We start from the raw sequence: 13,810 nt of genomic DNA on the forward strand, positions 1-13,810 counted from the left end.
GCCTGGGGACGGAGTCCCCAGCGAGGTCCGGGGGCAGAGCCCCTGGCCTGGTTTTCCCCTCGCGTTACCGCTTCACCGCCACCACGTCGATGGTGGCTTCGGGATTGGTGCGGCGGGCGCGGTAGGCGTCCACCGGGTCGGTGGCCCAGCGCACTCGGCCGCCCTGGCTGATGCGGTAGGCGAAGCGCGGCCGTGTGTCGAAGGTGGGCGCGCTGTCGCACACGCGATGGCAGGCGACGCCCTCGTGTCGGTACATCGCGAGCTCGTTGTCGTAGGCGTTGCGTCCGCAAACGTAGATACGGTTCTGTCCCATCGTCATCATGGCCGGGTCCTCCCTGCCTTTGGACATCCGGAATATTTGTCCGGGTGCCCGTCCTGGTGTTTCCTGAATTATTAAATATGCGCACTCTGTGCGTTTTTCAAGTGCAAAATGCGCACAAGGTGCGTATGGTGGACATCTGGACGATTTGTCTGGTCCGGGGGCCGGAAATATAGAGGAGACGGCATGAAAATGGATGCGAAGCAGTTGAAGGCCTGGCGCAAGAATCTCGGCCTGTCGCAGAAAGAGGCGGCAGAAGCATTGGGGCTGAAGCGCCGGATTTTTCAGTATTACGAAAAGGGCGAGCGCGACGGCGAGGCGGTGAAGGTGCCGAAGACGGTGCGGCTCGCCTGCTGGGCGCTGGCGCACGGGGTGACGGACTACCTCGGGCCGGAGCCCGCCGACGACAAGAAGAAGGCGGAAAAGCCGAAGAAGCCGGAAAAGCCCGCCAAGTCCGAGAAGGCGGAGAAGAAGGCAGAAAAGCCGGTGGAGCAGCCTGCCGCGCCTCCGCCTCCGCCTGCGCCGGTTCCTGCCGCGCCGGTCGCGGCCAAACCCGCGCCCGCGCCCGCTCCCGCGGCGGCCAAGCCTGCGGCGAAACCGGCGGCCAAGTCCGCGGCGGCCAAGCCCGCCGCGAAGCCCGCGGCAAAATAGGCGGGGCGACGCAATCCGTTGCCTTGCGGCGGGTTTCGCCCTATGTTCCGGCCTGCGAGGGTGGCGATGCCCGCCCTCGCGGCCAAGCAACATCAGGATGCCCGCCTGCCCATGACCGATCTGTCGCACATCCGCAATTTCGCGATCATCGCGCACATCGACCACGGCAAATCGACGCTTGCCGACCGCCTGATTCAAACCTGCGGCGGTTTGAACGAGCGCGAGATGAAGGAGCAGGTGCTCGACTCGATGGACATCGAGCGCGAGCGCGGCATCACCATCAAGGCGCAGACGGTGCGCCTCGCCTATACCGCCAAGGACGGCCGCACCTATCAGCTCAACCTGATGGACACCCCCGGCCATGTGGACTTCGCCTACGAGGTCAGCCGTTCGCTCGCCGCGTGCGAGGGCTCGCTTCTGGTGGTGGACGCCTCGCAGGGGGTGGAGGCGCAGACGCTGGCCAACGTCTACCACGCCATGGAGGCGAACCACGAGATCGTGCCGGTCCTCAACAAGATCGACCTGCCCGCCGCCGAGCCGGAGCGCGTGCAGGCGCAGATCGAAGAGGTGATCGGTCTCGACGCCGCCGATGCGGTGATGATTTCCGCCAAGACCGGACTCGGCATTCCCGACGTGCTGGAGGCGCTGGTGCACCGCCTGCCCGCGCCGACGGGCGAGCGCGACACGCCCCTGAAGGCGCTGCTGGTGGACAGCTGGTACGACAGCTACCTCGGCGTGGTCATCCTGGTGCGGGTGAAGGACGGCGTGCTGAAGAAGGGCATGCGCATCCGCATGATGGCCAACAACGCGGCCTATCAGCTCGACAAGGTGGGCGCGTTCACCCCGAAGATGGTGGAGGTGGAGAGCCTCGGGCCGGGCGAGATGGGTTTCCTCATCGCCGGGATCAAGACGGTGGCCGACTGCAAGGTCGGCGACACCATCACCGACGACCGTCTGCCCGCCACCGCGCCGCTGCCGGGCTTCAAGCCCTCGGTGCCGGTGGTGTTCTCGTCGCTGTTCCCGGTGGATTCGGGCGACTTCGAGCAGCTGCGCGAATCCCTCGGCAAGCTGCGCCTGAACGACGCGAGCTTCCAGTACGAGCCGGAGACCTCCGCGGCGCTCGGCTTCGGCTTCCGCTGCGGCTATCTCGGGCTGCTGCACATGGAGATCATCCAGGAGCGCCTGGAGCGGGAGTTCGACCTCGACCTGATCACCACAGCGCCGAGCGTCGTCTACCGCGTGCACATGACCAACGGCGAACTGCGCGAGCTGCACAACCCGGTGGACATGCCCGAGCCGACGCAGATTTCCGAGATCGAGGAACCCTGGGTCAAGGCGACGATCCTGGTGCCCGACGAGTACCTGGGGTCGGTGCTGCAACTCTGCACCGAGCGCCGCGGCATCCAGGAGGAGCTGACCTACGTCGGCAACCGCGCCATGGTGGTCTACCGCCTGCCGCTCAACGAGATCGTCTTCGACTTCTACGACCGGCTGAAGTCGATCTCCCGCGGCTATGCCTCCTTCGACTACGAGGTGGCGGATTACACGGCCTCCGACCTGGTGCGCGTCTCCATTCTGGTCAACGGCGAGGCGGTGGACGCGCTCTCCTTCATCGCGCATGCGAGCCAGGCGGAATCCCGCGGGCGGCAGATCTGCGAGCGCCTCAAGGACCTGATCCCGCGCCAGTTGTTCAAGATTCCGGTGCAGGCGGCGATCGGCGGGCGGGTGATCGCGCGCGAAACCATCTCCGCGATGCGCAAGGACGTCACCGCCAAGTGCTACGGCGGCGACATCAGCCGCAAGAAGAAGCTTCTCGACAAGCAGAAGGAAGGCAAGAAGCGGATGCGCCAGTTCGGCAAGGTGGACATTCCGCAGTCGGCCTTCATCGCAGCGCTCAAGATGGGCGACGAATAAGCGCCCGGCGCGGGCGAAAGGGAGCCGATGCACGCGCGTATGGTGAGATCTCTGGTGGTGGTGGCCGCCGTCGCGGCGGCGGCGGCGGGGCTTGCCGCCCTGCCCGCGGTGCGCGCCGCGGGCGCGGGCCCGGCGCTGGTTCTGGTGCTCACCATGCTGGCGCTGTGGGCGACCGGGGTGCTCGCCGAGTACCTCACCGCGATGATCTTCTTCACCGCCGCGATCCTGCTGCACATCGCGCCGCCGGAGGTGGCGTTCTCCGGCTTCGCCTCCTCCGCCTTCTGGCTGATCTTTTCCGGCCTGTTCGTCGGCATCGCGGTGAACGAGACCGGCCTCGGCGACCGCCTGGCGCGCCGCCTGTTGCGCCTCTTCCCCACCGGCAGCTATGCCGGGGTGGTGGCGGGCAACGCGGCGCTCGGCGTGGTGATGGCCTTCATCATGCCCTCGGCGACCGGGCGCATCCTCTTGCTGCTGCCGATCTATTCCGCAATCGCCGAGCGTTTGGGCCATGCGCCCGGCGGCAAGGGGCATTCCGGCCTGGTGCTCGCGGGGCTGTTCGCCACCTTCTTTCCCGCCTTCGCCATCCTGCCCGCCAACATCCCCAACGTGGTGCTGATCGGTTCGGCGGAGGCGCTCGGCCTGCCCCTGCCGGATTTCGCGGGCTACCTCTTCCTGCACTTCCCGGTGCTCGGGTTCCTGCGGGTGGTGCTGATCTCGGCGATCGTCATCGCGCTCTACCGCAGCGCACCCACCGCGCCGCCCGGCGACGAGGCGCGCCTGCCGCCGATGACGCGGGCGGAGTGGCGGCTGGCGACGATTCTGGCGCTGGCGCTGGCGCTGTGGTGCACCGACCGGCTGCACGGCATTTCGCCCGCCTGGGTCGGCATGGTGGCGGCGGTCGCCTGCCTGCTGCCGGGGGTGGGCGTGCTGAAGCCGGAGGTGGTCCGCAAGATCAACACCGCCTCGCTGCTCTATATCGCGGCGATCATCGGCGTGGGAACCCTGGTCGGCGTCTCGGGGATCGGGCGGCTCGCCGCCGACGGCCTTCTCGGCCTGCTGCCGCTCGAGCCCGGCAACCCGGCGCGCAACTTCGGCCTGCTCTCGACGATCGCCGCGCTCACCGGGGTGATCGCCTCGCAGCCGGGGATTCCGGCGGTGCTGACGCCGCTCGCGCGGGATTTCGCCGCGGCCTCCGGGCTGCCGGTCGCCACCGTGCTGATGACCCAGGTGGTGGGCTTCTCCACCGTGCTGATGTCCTTCCAGGCGCCGGCGATGGCGGTGGCGGTGCAGGCCATGGGGCTGCCCGTGCGCGAGGCCAACCGCCTGTGCCTGATCGTCGCACTGGCCTCGGCGGTGCTGCTGTGGCCGCTCGACTACCTGTGGTGGGTGGCGCTGGGACTGTTCTGAAAGATCAATGCAGGGAGAAGCGCATCGAGGCTTCGCGGTACTCGGCGCGCTTGCGGCGCGGGCGGCAGGCGAAGATGAGGGCGCAGCCGAACGCCCCGATCACCGTCCAGGCGGGCCAGGCAAGCAACATCGCGCCGAGCGCGTCGGACCAGCCGGCATGCGCCGTGGCGGCGAATTCCGGCGACCGCCCGGTGAGCAACGTCCAAATATCCACTGTGGCGATGCTGTCGTATTCGCCGGTGCCGAGCGCGACGACTGCTTCGGCGGAAGCGGTCAACGCGGCCATGACGATGAGAACCCAACCGAAAACGCGTCCGAGAGTCATCGAAAACCCCAGTCTTCCCCGAGAGCTGCAGTCAATTGTTATTTGTTTGGGATAAATTTGCCGCGAAACGCGCAAGGATTCAACACTTTTTTAATGCATTCCATCAAACGACTTCATTCCGTCACGAATGCGACGGCGGTGAATTGAGGGCTTGCATTCGTCGGGGAGGTTGGCTAGAAACGACGCCTCGCATCGACGAGACACTGTGGAGGGGTGGCCGAGTGGTTTAAGGCGCACGCCTGGAAAGTGTGTGGGGGAGAAATCCCCTCGCGGGTTCGAATCCCGCCTCCTCCGCCATTAAAAAAGGGTTCCTTTGCAGGAACCCTTTTTTAATGGCGGAGATCCGCGGGGTTTCACGACCCCGCCTTCCCCCATTCGGTTTCCCTTCCGGAGGTCATGGAAGGTGTTTCCTGCGATGCGCAGTCAATTGTTAATTGTATTTCTGGAAATTTTCTGAAATTCTCGTCCAAGGGGCCGTTCCAGGCCTCGCGTTATCGGGGGAAGCGACAAAACGAAGATTTCGGGGCGACCGGGCGTTCGAAGGCCCGGCGCGCCACATGGGGGATGGAGGATGACGCCTCGCGCCGCTTGGGCGGGTGTCGTATCGCGGATCGGGCCTTTTCTGCGCGGCTGCTTGCCGGTCTCGGCCGCTCTGCTGCTTGCCGTGCTCAACCCCATGGGCCTGCGGCAGGCCACCGATGCGGAATCGCGCACCCTCTATGCCAGGCTCGCCGCTCCCTTCTACTCCGCCGCCGGGCAGGCGGAAATCGCCGTGGTTCTGATCGACGACGAAACGTTGTCGGCAATGGGCGAATCCTTTCCCCCCTCGTTCGGCATGTACGGCGCTCTGGTGGAGACCGTGGAGATGGCGGGGGGGCGAGGCGTGTTCTTCGACCTGGCTTTCCTCGACAAGCGCGGCGCTCCCGGTTCGTTGGAGGCGTTCGCCGATACGTTGTCCCTGCTGCCGGTGGTCCTGGGAGCGCCGAAAACCGCGCTGGATGCGTCGCAGTGCGGTAGGCCGGGATTGACCAACCTCGCTCCTTTGGCGGCACGTGCGGCGGAGGAAGCCCACGTAAACATCGCACAGGATTCCAGCCAGGTGTTCCTGCGCTCCACGGATCCGTGCCGTCCCGGCGGACGCCCGGCTGCGGCTGCGGCGCTCTATCGCATCTGGTGCGCGGGACGGAGCGATTGCAGTGTGCCGGATGATGCCGCGCCCATGGCGGTGCGCTGGGGCGAGGCCTTTCCCGCAGGGTATGCCGCGGCGCATCCCGGATTGCACGGCCTGGACGCGGTCTGCCCGTCGGCCGCACACCGGTTGTTGCGGAGCGCGCGGATTCTGCTCGGCGAGTTGGGCTATGGCCTGGGCGGAGAACAGAGCCTGCGTCTGCCGCCCCTGTGTTCCTATCATCCGGTCTTGAAGGCGGAATGGCTGCTGGCCCCCGACGGCACGCATGCCGATGCGCGTGCGGTGATGGACCTGCTGAGGGAGCGGATGGTGCTGATCGGCGGGTCCCTGTCCGGCGAGCAGGATATCGCCCATTCGCCGGTGTTCGGCGATGTCCCCGGGGTTTACGTGCATGCCATGGCCTTGGACAACCTCATGACCCTCGGCTCCCGGTATTACCGCCCATGGCCGGGCCTGTGGGGCGGGCTGGGGTGGAACGACCTCATCGAGGTGCTTTTGCTTGCCCTTTTCGGCTGGTGCGGCAACTGGCTGCGGCATCGCTATCGCCGGGGGCGGCAGGAGGAAAACGCCTGGAGGAACGTGCGCGCCGCCGCGCTCGTCGCCGGACTGCTGCTGCTGGCCGGGCTGGTCGTGGGGTTGGGAACGGTGCTGGCGTGCGTCGAGGTGTTGCGTTTCGAGCCGATCAACTGGGTCGGACTGTTTCTGGCGTGTTGGGTGATTGCGTATCCGATGGTGGTGGAACTTCTGGAAAGAGCGGCGGCCTGCCCTCGGGGCGGGTGGCGGCGGAATGGCCGGGCGGCGTGATGCTTCCGCGGCCGATAAGGGGGAAAGATGGGATACTTCAAACAGGCAAGCGCGGCCGTGGGGCTGGCGCTGTGGTTGGTGAGCAGTGCGCAGGCCGGGGAAGCCGTTCTGGTGAAGGCGTATCATCCCGATGGCGAGGGACGGGTCCTCGCCTACGATGACGCGGGCAAGCGGATCGGCAAGATCCCGGTGGGGACGCTGCCGAAGCCGGAATTCGAGGCCGCCGGTTACGATGCGAGAAGCCGCCGGGTGAAGGTCCATGCCGCCGACGGCGATGTCTGGCTGCTGGCGATCCAGGTGGAGACCTCGGTCCGTGTACATGACAAGACCGATTGCGACCTCATCAAGAACATGTCCCTCAAACAGGCGGGCAAGTCCTCCTCGGACGGCGCGCCGCGCATCGTGCGCGGCCTGGGCGACGGGGGGTGCCGATGATGCGGCGCGGATATGCACGGGCTGCGGCATCCTGTCTGCTGCTGGCGCTGCTGGCGGGATGCAAGACCACGGAAAACCTGGTGAAGGAGATCAGCGGCGAGCAGACCTATGAGGGGTTTTCCGGCCGCTTCATCGAGGTGGCTCCGTCGCGCCTGATGAAGGACGGTGGCGAAAGCCCGATGATCGCCGCGGCCGAGGCCCTGGGCGGGCGGCTGGCGGGCGCGGACATGACCTACGGCCTGGGCGGCAAGGTGCGCCGCGCCGAGGGGGAGGGGGGCGTCCGGGTGGAAGGCGGGGAGCCGCTGGAAGACTACATGGTGCGGATTCTCGGGACGCTTCTGGAGCCTTGGCGGGAGGAGCGCCCTGATCTGCAGGTACGGCTTACGCCCGATCTCGACTTTCGGGCGGAAACCGACAAGGACGGCGTGATCACGGTGTCCCTCGGGGTGTTCCTCCAGTGCGAGAGCGAGGACGAACTGGCCTTCATTCTGGCGCACGAGGCCTCTCACGCGCTGTTGCGGCATCACGAGAGCAACCGCTACAACGAGGCGCAGAAGCGGCTGACCGACATCACCGCGAATACCCTGGCGGTGGTGCTGAGCAAACGGGATTCCAAGAATGCCGACAGCCGCACGCTCAACCTGAATGCCTGGGGCATGGTCGAGGCCTACCAGGTGATGCAGACGACGATCTTCGACCCCGCCTGGAACCGTGAGCAGGAAGACGAGGCCGACCTTCTCGCCGTCGATCTGATCACCGCGGCGGGCTACAACAACTCGGTCTACCAGATCGTGCTGGAACGCCTGCACCTGGCGGATGAGCGCCGCGCCGCCGAGCAGGAGGCGGAGCGCAAGGAAGTGGAAAAGCGCATCACGGCGGTGATGGAGAGCGGTCATGTCGTGGAAGGTTTCGGCATGGCCCTGAACCAGATGTTCAAGGCGCCGACGGCGATCGTCGGCCATGTGGTCGCCGAGGCGGGGAGTGACCATCCCTCGGCGGAGGGGCGTGAAAACAACCTGACCGGATACGTGGTGCGCGAGATCGACACCCTGGGCGACAGCGCCGCCTTGCCGCTCCGGGTCGATGCCTATGAGAAGCAGATCCTGCACGGCAAGGGCGGCAAACTGCTGGCCAAGCACGTCTATGTCCAGCGGGCGGGCGTGCTGATCGAGGAAGGCGATCTCGCGGCGGCGCGCAAGCTGTTGCTGGGGCTGTTGAACGGCCCGAAGGATACCAACGCGGTGGTGCGCTACAAGCTCTACCAGCTTTATGAGAAGGAAGGCAGCCCGGACAAGGCGATGGCCAACCTGGAACTCGCCGCAAAGGACCGCCGGGCCCCGGTCAAGGTCTTCACCGCGCTGATCGAGGCGCACGGCCGGAACGGCGATTGGCAGCGCGCGCTTGCCGGCCTGGATGCGATGGATGCGCGCTTCGGCCGCCGCCGCGGCAATTTGCCGTTGCGCCTGGAGTTCCTGCTGCAGGATGGACGCCTGAAGGAGGCGCAACAGGTGATGACGGAATGCCGGGCCAGCCAGAACCGGGATACGGTGGCGGGCTGCAATGCCGCCTGGTCGCAACATACCAAACCGTCGATGCGCAAGGCGTCGCTCTGATATCCCGAGCCTCCCTCGAGGGGTGAAACGCCGCGTCCGCGCGGCGTTTCGCATCTCCGCCGGTTCAATCTTCCTGCGCGAGGATTTCCGCGACGATGGGCGGGAGGGCATCGCGCCAGGAGCGGGCCTCGACGCCGAGGGCGCGTTCGGTTTCCGCGCTGTCGAGGGCCGAGTTGCGCGGGCGGGGCGTCGCCGTGGGGTACTCCGCGGTGGCGATCGGCAGCACCGCCGGGCGGCGGCCCCATACCGGCGCGGCGCAGTCGAAGATCGCCTCGGCGAAGCCGTGCCAGGTGGTCGCCTCCCGCCCTGCGAGGTGCCAGGTGCCCCACGGCAGGTCGTCGCCCCGCGCCAGGCGGGGGGCGAGCGCGGCGAGCGCGGCGGCGAGGTCGGGCGCGGCGGTGGGGCAGCCGGTCTGGTCGGCGACGACGCGCAGCTCGTCGCGGTCCGCGCCGAGGCGCAGCATGGTGCGCACGAAGTTGCGGCCGCGCGCGGCATAAACCCACGAGGTGCGGAAGATCAGGTGCTTGGGGCAGGCGGCGCGCACCGCCCGCTCGCCCGCTTCCTTGCTGGCGCCGTAGACGCCGAGCGGCGCGACCGCGTCGGTGCGCGTCCATGCCCCGGTCTTGGAGCCGTCGAACACGTAGTCGGTGGAGAGCTGCACCATCGGCGCGCCGCGCGCCGCGCAGGCGGCGGCGAGTTCCCCCGCCGCCTCGGCATTCACCGCGAAGGCGAGAGGGGCTTCGCTCTCGGCGCGGTCCACCGCGGTGTGGGCGGCGCAGTTGACCACCGCATCGGGGGCGAGCGCGGCAAGGGCGGCGGCGAGGCCGCGCGGGCGCGCGAGGTCGAGAACGCCGCGACCGGCGGGCACGAAGGTCACGCCGGGGATCGGCGGCAGCGCCATCAGGCTGCCGCCCACCTGCCCCGAGACCCCGGTGACGACGATGCGGAAGCTCATGGCGCGGCGTCCAGCCCGAGGCGCTCGCCGCGGTAGCTGCCGTCCAGCACGCGCCGCCACCAGGCACGGTTGCCGAGGTACCAGTCGAGGGTGCGGGCGAGGCCGGAGGCGAAGTTTTCGCGCGGCCGCCAGCCCAGTTCTTCCGAAATCCGCGAGATGTCCATGGCGTAGCGCAGGTCGTGGCCGGGGCGGTCGGCGACGAAGGCGATGAGTTCGGCGTGCGCCTTGCCGCCGGGCAGCGGCGCGCGCGCGTCGAGCAGGGCGCAGAGCGCGCGCACCACCTCCAGGTTGGTCTTTTCGCAGGCCCCGCCGATGTTGTAGGTGCGGCCCGGCACGCCCTTCTCCAGCACCAGGCAGAGCGCCTCGGCATGGTCTTCCACATAGAGCCAGTCGCGCACGTTCGCCCCGTTGCCGTAGACCGGCAGGGGCTCCCCCGCCAGGCCCTTGAGGATCATCAGGGGGATCAGTTTTTCCGGGAACTGGTAGGGGCCGTAGTTGTTGCTGCAGTTGGTGATCAGCACCGGCATGCCGTAGGTTTCGTGCCAGGCGCGGGCGAGGTGGTCGGAGGCGGCCTTCGAGGCCGAATAGGGGGAATTGGGGCGGTAGGGGGTGTCCTCGGTGAACAGGCCCTCCGCCCCCAGGGTGCCGTAGACCTCGTCGGTGGAGACGTGGAGGAAGCGGAACGCCGCGCGCCGCGCCGCGGGCTGCCCCAGCCAATAGGCGCGCGCCGCGCCGAGCAGGGTGGCGGTGCCGACGACGTTGGTGGCGACGAATTCCATCGGTCCGTCGATCGAGCGATCGACGTGGCTTTCCGCCGCCAGATGCATCACCGCGTCCGGCTTGTGGCGGTCGAAGACCGCCGCCACCGCCGCGGCGTCGCGGATGTCGGCGACCTCGAGGATGCTGCCGGTGTCCGCCACGTTGTCGAGGTTGGCCGCATAGGTCAGCGCGTCGAGGTTGACCACCGCCGCCCCCGCCGCGCAGAGCCGCCGCACCACCGCAGAGCCGATGAAGCCGGCGCCGCCCGTCACCATCACCTTCATCTGCGTTCTCGGCCTCCCTGGGTGAAATCCGGAATCCGCGCTGCGCCGAACGCCGGGAGGGCGCGGTCCTTCGCGGAAAGCGCCGCCGCCTCCGCCGCTACCGGCCAGGCGATGCCGAGGGCCGGGTCGTTCCACAGGAAGCCGCCTTCCGCCTCGGGGGCGTAATAGGCATCCACCTTGTAGATCGCCTCGACGTTCTCGGTGAGGGTGCAGAAACCGTGGGCGAACCCGGCGGGGATGAACAACTGCCGCCAGTTCTCGGCGCTCAGCTCCACCGCCAGGTGGCGCCCGAAGGTGGGGGAGCCGCGGCGGATGTCCACCACCACGTCGAGGATAGCCCCGCGAGTCACGCGGATCAGCTTCGCCTGGGCGTGCGGCGGGGCCTGCCAGTGCATGCCGCGCACCGTGCCCCTGGCCGCGGACAGCGACTGGTTGTCCTGCACGAAATCGGCGTCGATGCCCGCTTCCGCCCATTGCCGCCGGTTGTAGGTTTCGGAAAAAAACCCGCGGCCGTCGCCGAAGCGGCCGGGCTCGACCACCAGGACGCCGTCGAATTCCGTGGGCATGATATTCATCGGCCTTCCTCCATCGGCGGGAGCGGTACCCGCGCCGCGCGCACCGCGGCGTCGCAGGCGGGCCTTCCGGCGAGGAAGGCCCAGGTGCCGCAGAAGCGCGCCGCGTGCCGCCGCGCCTTGGCGCGGCAGAAGATCAGGCCGTAGCCCAGCGCCTTCGCGCCGTGGCGCAGCAGCAGCGGCAGCGCCAGCGGCGCGGCGCGGCGGTGGTATTTGCGCTCCACATGCAGGCGCGACCACGCCATGTGCCATTGCTTCAGCCGGTCGATGCGGGGGCTGGGGCGCGACGAGCCGCCGCCCGCGTGCGTCACCCGCGCCTCCGGCACGTGCACCAGAGACCACCCGGCGCGGCAGGCGCGCAGGCACAGCTCGGTGTCCTCGTAGAACAGGAATATCTCGGGGTCGAAGCCGCCGAAGCGGGCGATCGCCGACATCCGCAGCAGCATCACCGCGCCCGAGACGAACCCGGCGCAGAGGTCGCCCTCCGGCACCAGGCAGGCGTCGGCGCGCTTGCGGCGGCATGCCGCCTGCTCGAACAGGCCGAGGTTGTGGGAAAGCTCCACCTTGCCCTCGGGGGTGAGGAGCGCCGGGCCGAGGATCGCCGCGTCGGGGTAGCGGTCGGCGGCTTCCACCAAGAGGCGCACCGCCTCGGGCTCCATCACCGCGTCGGGGTTGACCAGCAGGGAGAACTCGGTATCGAGCCGCGCCAGGCCGCAGTTGCAGCCGTTGCCGTAGCCCAGGTTGACGCGGTTCTCCACCACCTCGACGCCGGGCAGGGCGGCGCGCGCCACGGCCACGGTGTCGTCGGCGCTGGCGTTGTCCACCACCACCACCCGCGCCAGACCGGAAAGCGGCGGCAGGCTGCTCTTCAGCACCGCGCCGCTGTTGTAGGCGACCACCACCGCGCCGACCCGCGAAAGGACATCCCCGGCCGTCATTTGCGCCCGCAGACCAAGAACTGCGGGGCGTAGAATTCCATCATCCGTCCCCCCGTCAGCCGGTTCACCACCCATTTCAGCCGCCAAGGCTTCATGCGTCCCAGCGGCTGCACGGTTTCCACCGTCAGCCCCGCCCCCGCCACCAGCGCCACCGCCGATTTCCGGGTAAAGAATCGCAGATGGGTGCGGTCCAGTATGCCGCTGTCCCGGTATTCCCACCGCCCGCGCAGGACGAGGTCGCCCAGGATGTGGTAGTCCCGGATATTTGGCAGGCTGACCAGAAGAAGGCCTCCCGGCGCCAGGAGCGAGGCCATGCGCCGGGCCATGGTCCAGGGATCGACCAGATGCTCCAGGACGTCCAGGCATAGTACCGCGTCCAGGGATCCCTCCTCGATGTCGAACTCCATGCTCTCCACGTCGCCGATCCAGACCTTGTCGGCCACCTGCCGCGCCTTTTGGGCGGCGGCGGCGACGAATTCGGCGCCGCCCGCCCAATCGCACAGCCCCTGCTGCTTCAGGAAACCGAGCGTGGCGCCGCTGCCGCACCCGATTTCGAGGATCCGGCTGTGCGGCTTGAGATAGGGCGCGACCTCGCGACGGACATGGTCGTGATAGCCGTTTTCGGCGGGAAGATCGGGCTTCATGCCGGACACTGCGCGTCTCCCTCGGCGAGGACGCGCCGCAGATAGGCGGCGAGCGAAACCGGGGCGGCGGCGGCCAGTCGCTGCAGCTGTTCCGCGCCGATATAGCCCTTGCGGTAGGCGATCTCCTCCAGGCAGGCGATTTGCAGGCCCTGGCGCATCTCCACCGAGTGGACGAACTGCGAGGCCTGGATCAGGCTTTCGTGGGTGCCGGTGTCGAGCCAGGCGAAGCCGCGGCCGAGCTTCACCACGTCGAGCGCCCCGTCCGCCAGATAGGCGGCGTTGATGTCGGTGATCTCCAGCTCGCCGCGCGCCGAGGGCTTGAGGCCGGCGGCGATGTCGAGAACCCGCTCGTCGTAGAAATAGAGCCCGGTCACCGCCCAGTTGCCGACCGGCGAGGCGGGCTTCTCGACGACGCGGACCGCACGGCCGTCGGGGCCGAAATCGACCACGCCGTAGCGTTCCGGGTCCGATACCCAATAGGCGAACACCCGTGCGCCCGCGGTCATCGCCGCGGCGTCGGAGAGAATCTCGACGAGGCCGTGGCCGTGGTAGATGTTGTCGCCGAGGATGAGGGCGGAAGGGCCGCCGCCGATGAAGTCGCGGCCGATCAGGAAGGCCTGCGCCAGACCGTCGGGGGAGGGCTGCACCGCATAGTCGATGGAAATCCCCCACTGCGCGCCGTCGCCCAGCAGGCGGCGGAACAGCGGCTGGTCGGCGGGCGTGGTGATCAGCAGCACCTCGCGGATCCCGGCCAGCATCAGCGTGGACAGGGGGTAGAAGATCATCGGTTTGTTGTAGACCGGCAGCAGTTGCTTGCTGACCACTTGGGTGACCGGATGCAGGCGGGTTCCTGCCCCTCCGGCAAGCACGATTCCCTTCATTTTTTTACCCTCACGCGCTGCCGCGCGTTCCCCTGTTTCCTCGGGGCGGGACACTAACACAAAGATCGTCTGCCGACAAACCGGCCCTTCGATTCCGTGCGGGGCCCCTGTCCCTGCGGC

The 13,810-nt window shown here is 68.1% G+C and carries 14 protein-coding genes and 1 tRNA gene; 7 read left to right on the plus strand and 8 right to left on the minus strand.

Going from position 1 to position 13,810, the window contains the following annotated elements:
* Positions 1–64 precede the first annotated feature (64 nt).
* Complete coding sequence (locus tag O7R11_RS13230) at positions 65–322, minus strand: hypothetical protein (protein ID WP_337998002.1); 258 nt, start codon at positions 320–322, stop codon at positions 65–67.
* Between the two features lie 183 nt (positions 323–505).
* On the opposite strand from O7R11_RS13230, the gene O7R11_RS13235 reads away from it, so the two are divergent.
* From O7R11_RS13235 to O7R11_RS13245, 3 genes are all read left to right on the plus strand, one after another.
* A complete protein-coding gene (locus O7R11_RS13235; protein ID WP_337998003.1) occupies positions 506–970 on the plus strand; it encodes a helix-turn-helix domain-containing protein in 465 nt (154 codons plus the stop codon).
* 111 nt (positions 971–1,081) lie between these two features.
* Complete coding sequence (lepA, locus tag O7R11_RS13240; protein WP_337998004.1) at positions 1,082–2,884, plus strand: translation elongation factor 4; 1,803 nt, start codon at positions 1,082–1,084, stop codon at positions 2,882–2,884.
* Positions 2,885–2,911: 27 nt separating this feature from the next.
* A complete protein-coding gene (locus O7R11_RS13245; RefSeq protein ID WP_337998005.1) occupies positions 2,912–4,291 on the plus strand; it encodes an SLC13 family permease in 1,380 nt (459 codons plus the stop codon).
* Between the two features lie 4 nt (positions 4,292–4,295).
* Here O7R11_RS13245 and O7R11_RS13250 read toward each other — a convergent pair whose 3' ends face one another.
* Complete coding sequence (locus O7R11_RS13250) at positions 4,296–4,616, minus strand: hypothetical protein (RefSeq protein WP_337998006.1); 321 nt, start codon at positions 4,614–4,616, stop codon at positions 4,296–4,298.
* Between the two features lie 207 nt (positions 4,617–4,823).
* Between O7R11_RS13250 and O7R11_RS13255 the strand changes: the two genes are divergently transcribed.
* The 4 genes from O7R11_RS13255 to O7R11_RS13270 all read left to right on the plus strand — a co-directional run bounded on the left by O7R11_RS13255 (position 4,824) and on the right by O7R11_RS13270 (position 8,657).
* Positions 4,824–4,913, plus strand: a tRNA-Ser gene (locus tag O7R11_RS13255).
* 337 nt (positions 4,914–5,250) lie between these two features.
* Complete coding sequence (locus O7R11_RS13260) at positions 5,251–6,609, plus strand: CHASE2 domain-containing protein (RefSeq protein ID WP_337998007.1); 1,359 nt, start codon at positions 5,251–5,253, stop codon at positions 6,607–6,609.
* Positions 6,610–6,636: 27 nt separating this feature from the next.
* Positions 6,637–7,044, plus strand: coding sequence for a hypothetical protein (locus O7R11_RS13265; protein WP_337998008.1), 408 nt, complete (start codon positions 6,637–6,639; stop codon positions 7,042–7,044).
* Positions 7,041–8,657, plus strand: coding sequence for a M48 family metalloprotease (locus tag O7R11_RS13270; protein ID WP_337998009.1), 1,617 nt, complete (start codon positions 7,041–7,043; stop codon positions 8,655–8,657). Before O7R11_RS13265 ends, O7R11_RS13270 begins: the two co-directional genes overlap by 4 nt.
* A 64-nt stretch (positions 8,658–8,721) precedes the next feature.
* Here the strand turns inward: O7R11_RS13270 and rfbD are convergent, their stop codons facing one another.
* From rfbD to rfbA, 6 genes are read right to left on the minus strand one after another with little or no spacing between them, the layout of a single operon-like run.
* On the minus strand, positions 8,722–9,612 hold the full coding sequence (rfbD, locus tag O7R11_RS13275; RefSeq protein ID WP_337998010.1) for a dTDP-4-dehydrorhamnose reductase: 891 nt from the start codon (positions 9,610–9,612) through the stop codon (positions 8,722–8,724).
* A complete protein-coding gene (gene rfbB, locus O7R11_RS13280; protein WP_337998011.1) occupies positions 9,609–10,655 on the minus strand; it encodes a dTDP-glucose 4,6-dehydratase in 1,047 nt (348 codons plus the stop codon). Before rfbB ends, rfbD begins: the two co-directional genes overlap by 4 nt.
* Complete coding sequence (rfbC, locus tag O7R11_RS13285) at positions 10,652–11,230, minus strand: dTDP-4-dehydrorhamnose 3,5-epimerase (RefSeq protein WP_337998012.1); 579 nt, start codon at positions 11,228–11,230, stop codon at positions 10,652–10,654. Before rfbC ends, rfbB begins: the two co-directional genes overlap by 4 nt.
* Positions 11,227–12,165: a glycosyltransferase family 2 protein gene (locus O7R11_RS13290; protein ID WP_337998013.1), complete on the minus strand. Its 939-nt coding sequence runs from the start codon at positions 12,163–12,165 to the stop codon at positions 11,227–11,229. Before O7R11_RS13290 ends, rfbC begins: the two co-directional genes overlap by 4 nt.
* Positions 12,162–12,809 (minus strand): class I SAM-dependent methyltransferase, encoded by a 648-nt coding sequence (locus O7R11_RS13295; RefSeq protein WP_337998092.1) that lies wholly within the window; start codon positions 12,807–12,809, stop codon positions 12,162–12,164. Before O7R11_RS13295 ends, O7R11_RS13290 begins: the two co-directional genes overlap by 4 nt.
* The gene (gene rfbA, locus O7R11_RS13300) at positions 12,806–13,690 is read right to left on the minus strand and encodes a glucose-1-phosphate thymidylyltransferase RfbA (protein WP_337998014.1); all 885 of its coding nucleotides are present in this window, start codon (positions 13,688–13,690) and stop codon (positions 12,806–12,808) included. The genes O7R11_RS13295 and rfbA overlap by 4 nt, the downstream gene beginning before the upstream one ends.
* Positions 13,691–13,810: the final 120 nt, after the last annotated feature.

Source organism: Oleispirillum naphthae (assembly GCA_027864655.1).
GTDB lineage: Bacteria > Pseudomonadota > Alphaproteobacteria > Rhodospirillales > Rhodospirillaceae > Oleispirillum > Oleispirillum naphthae.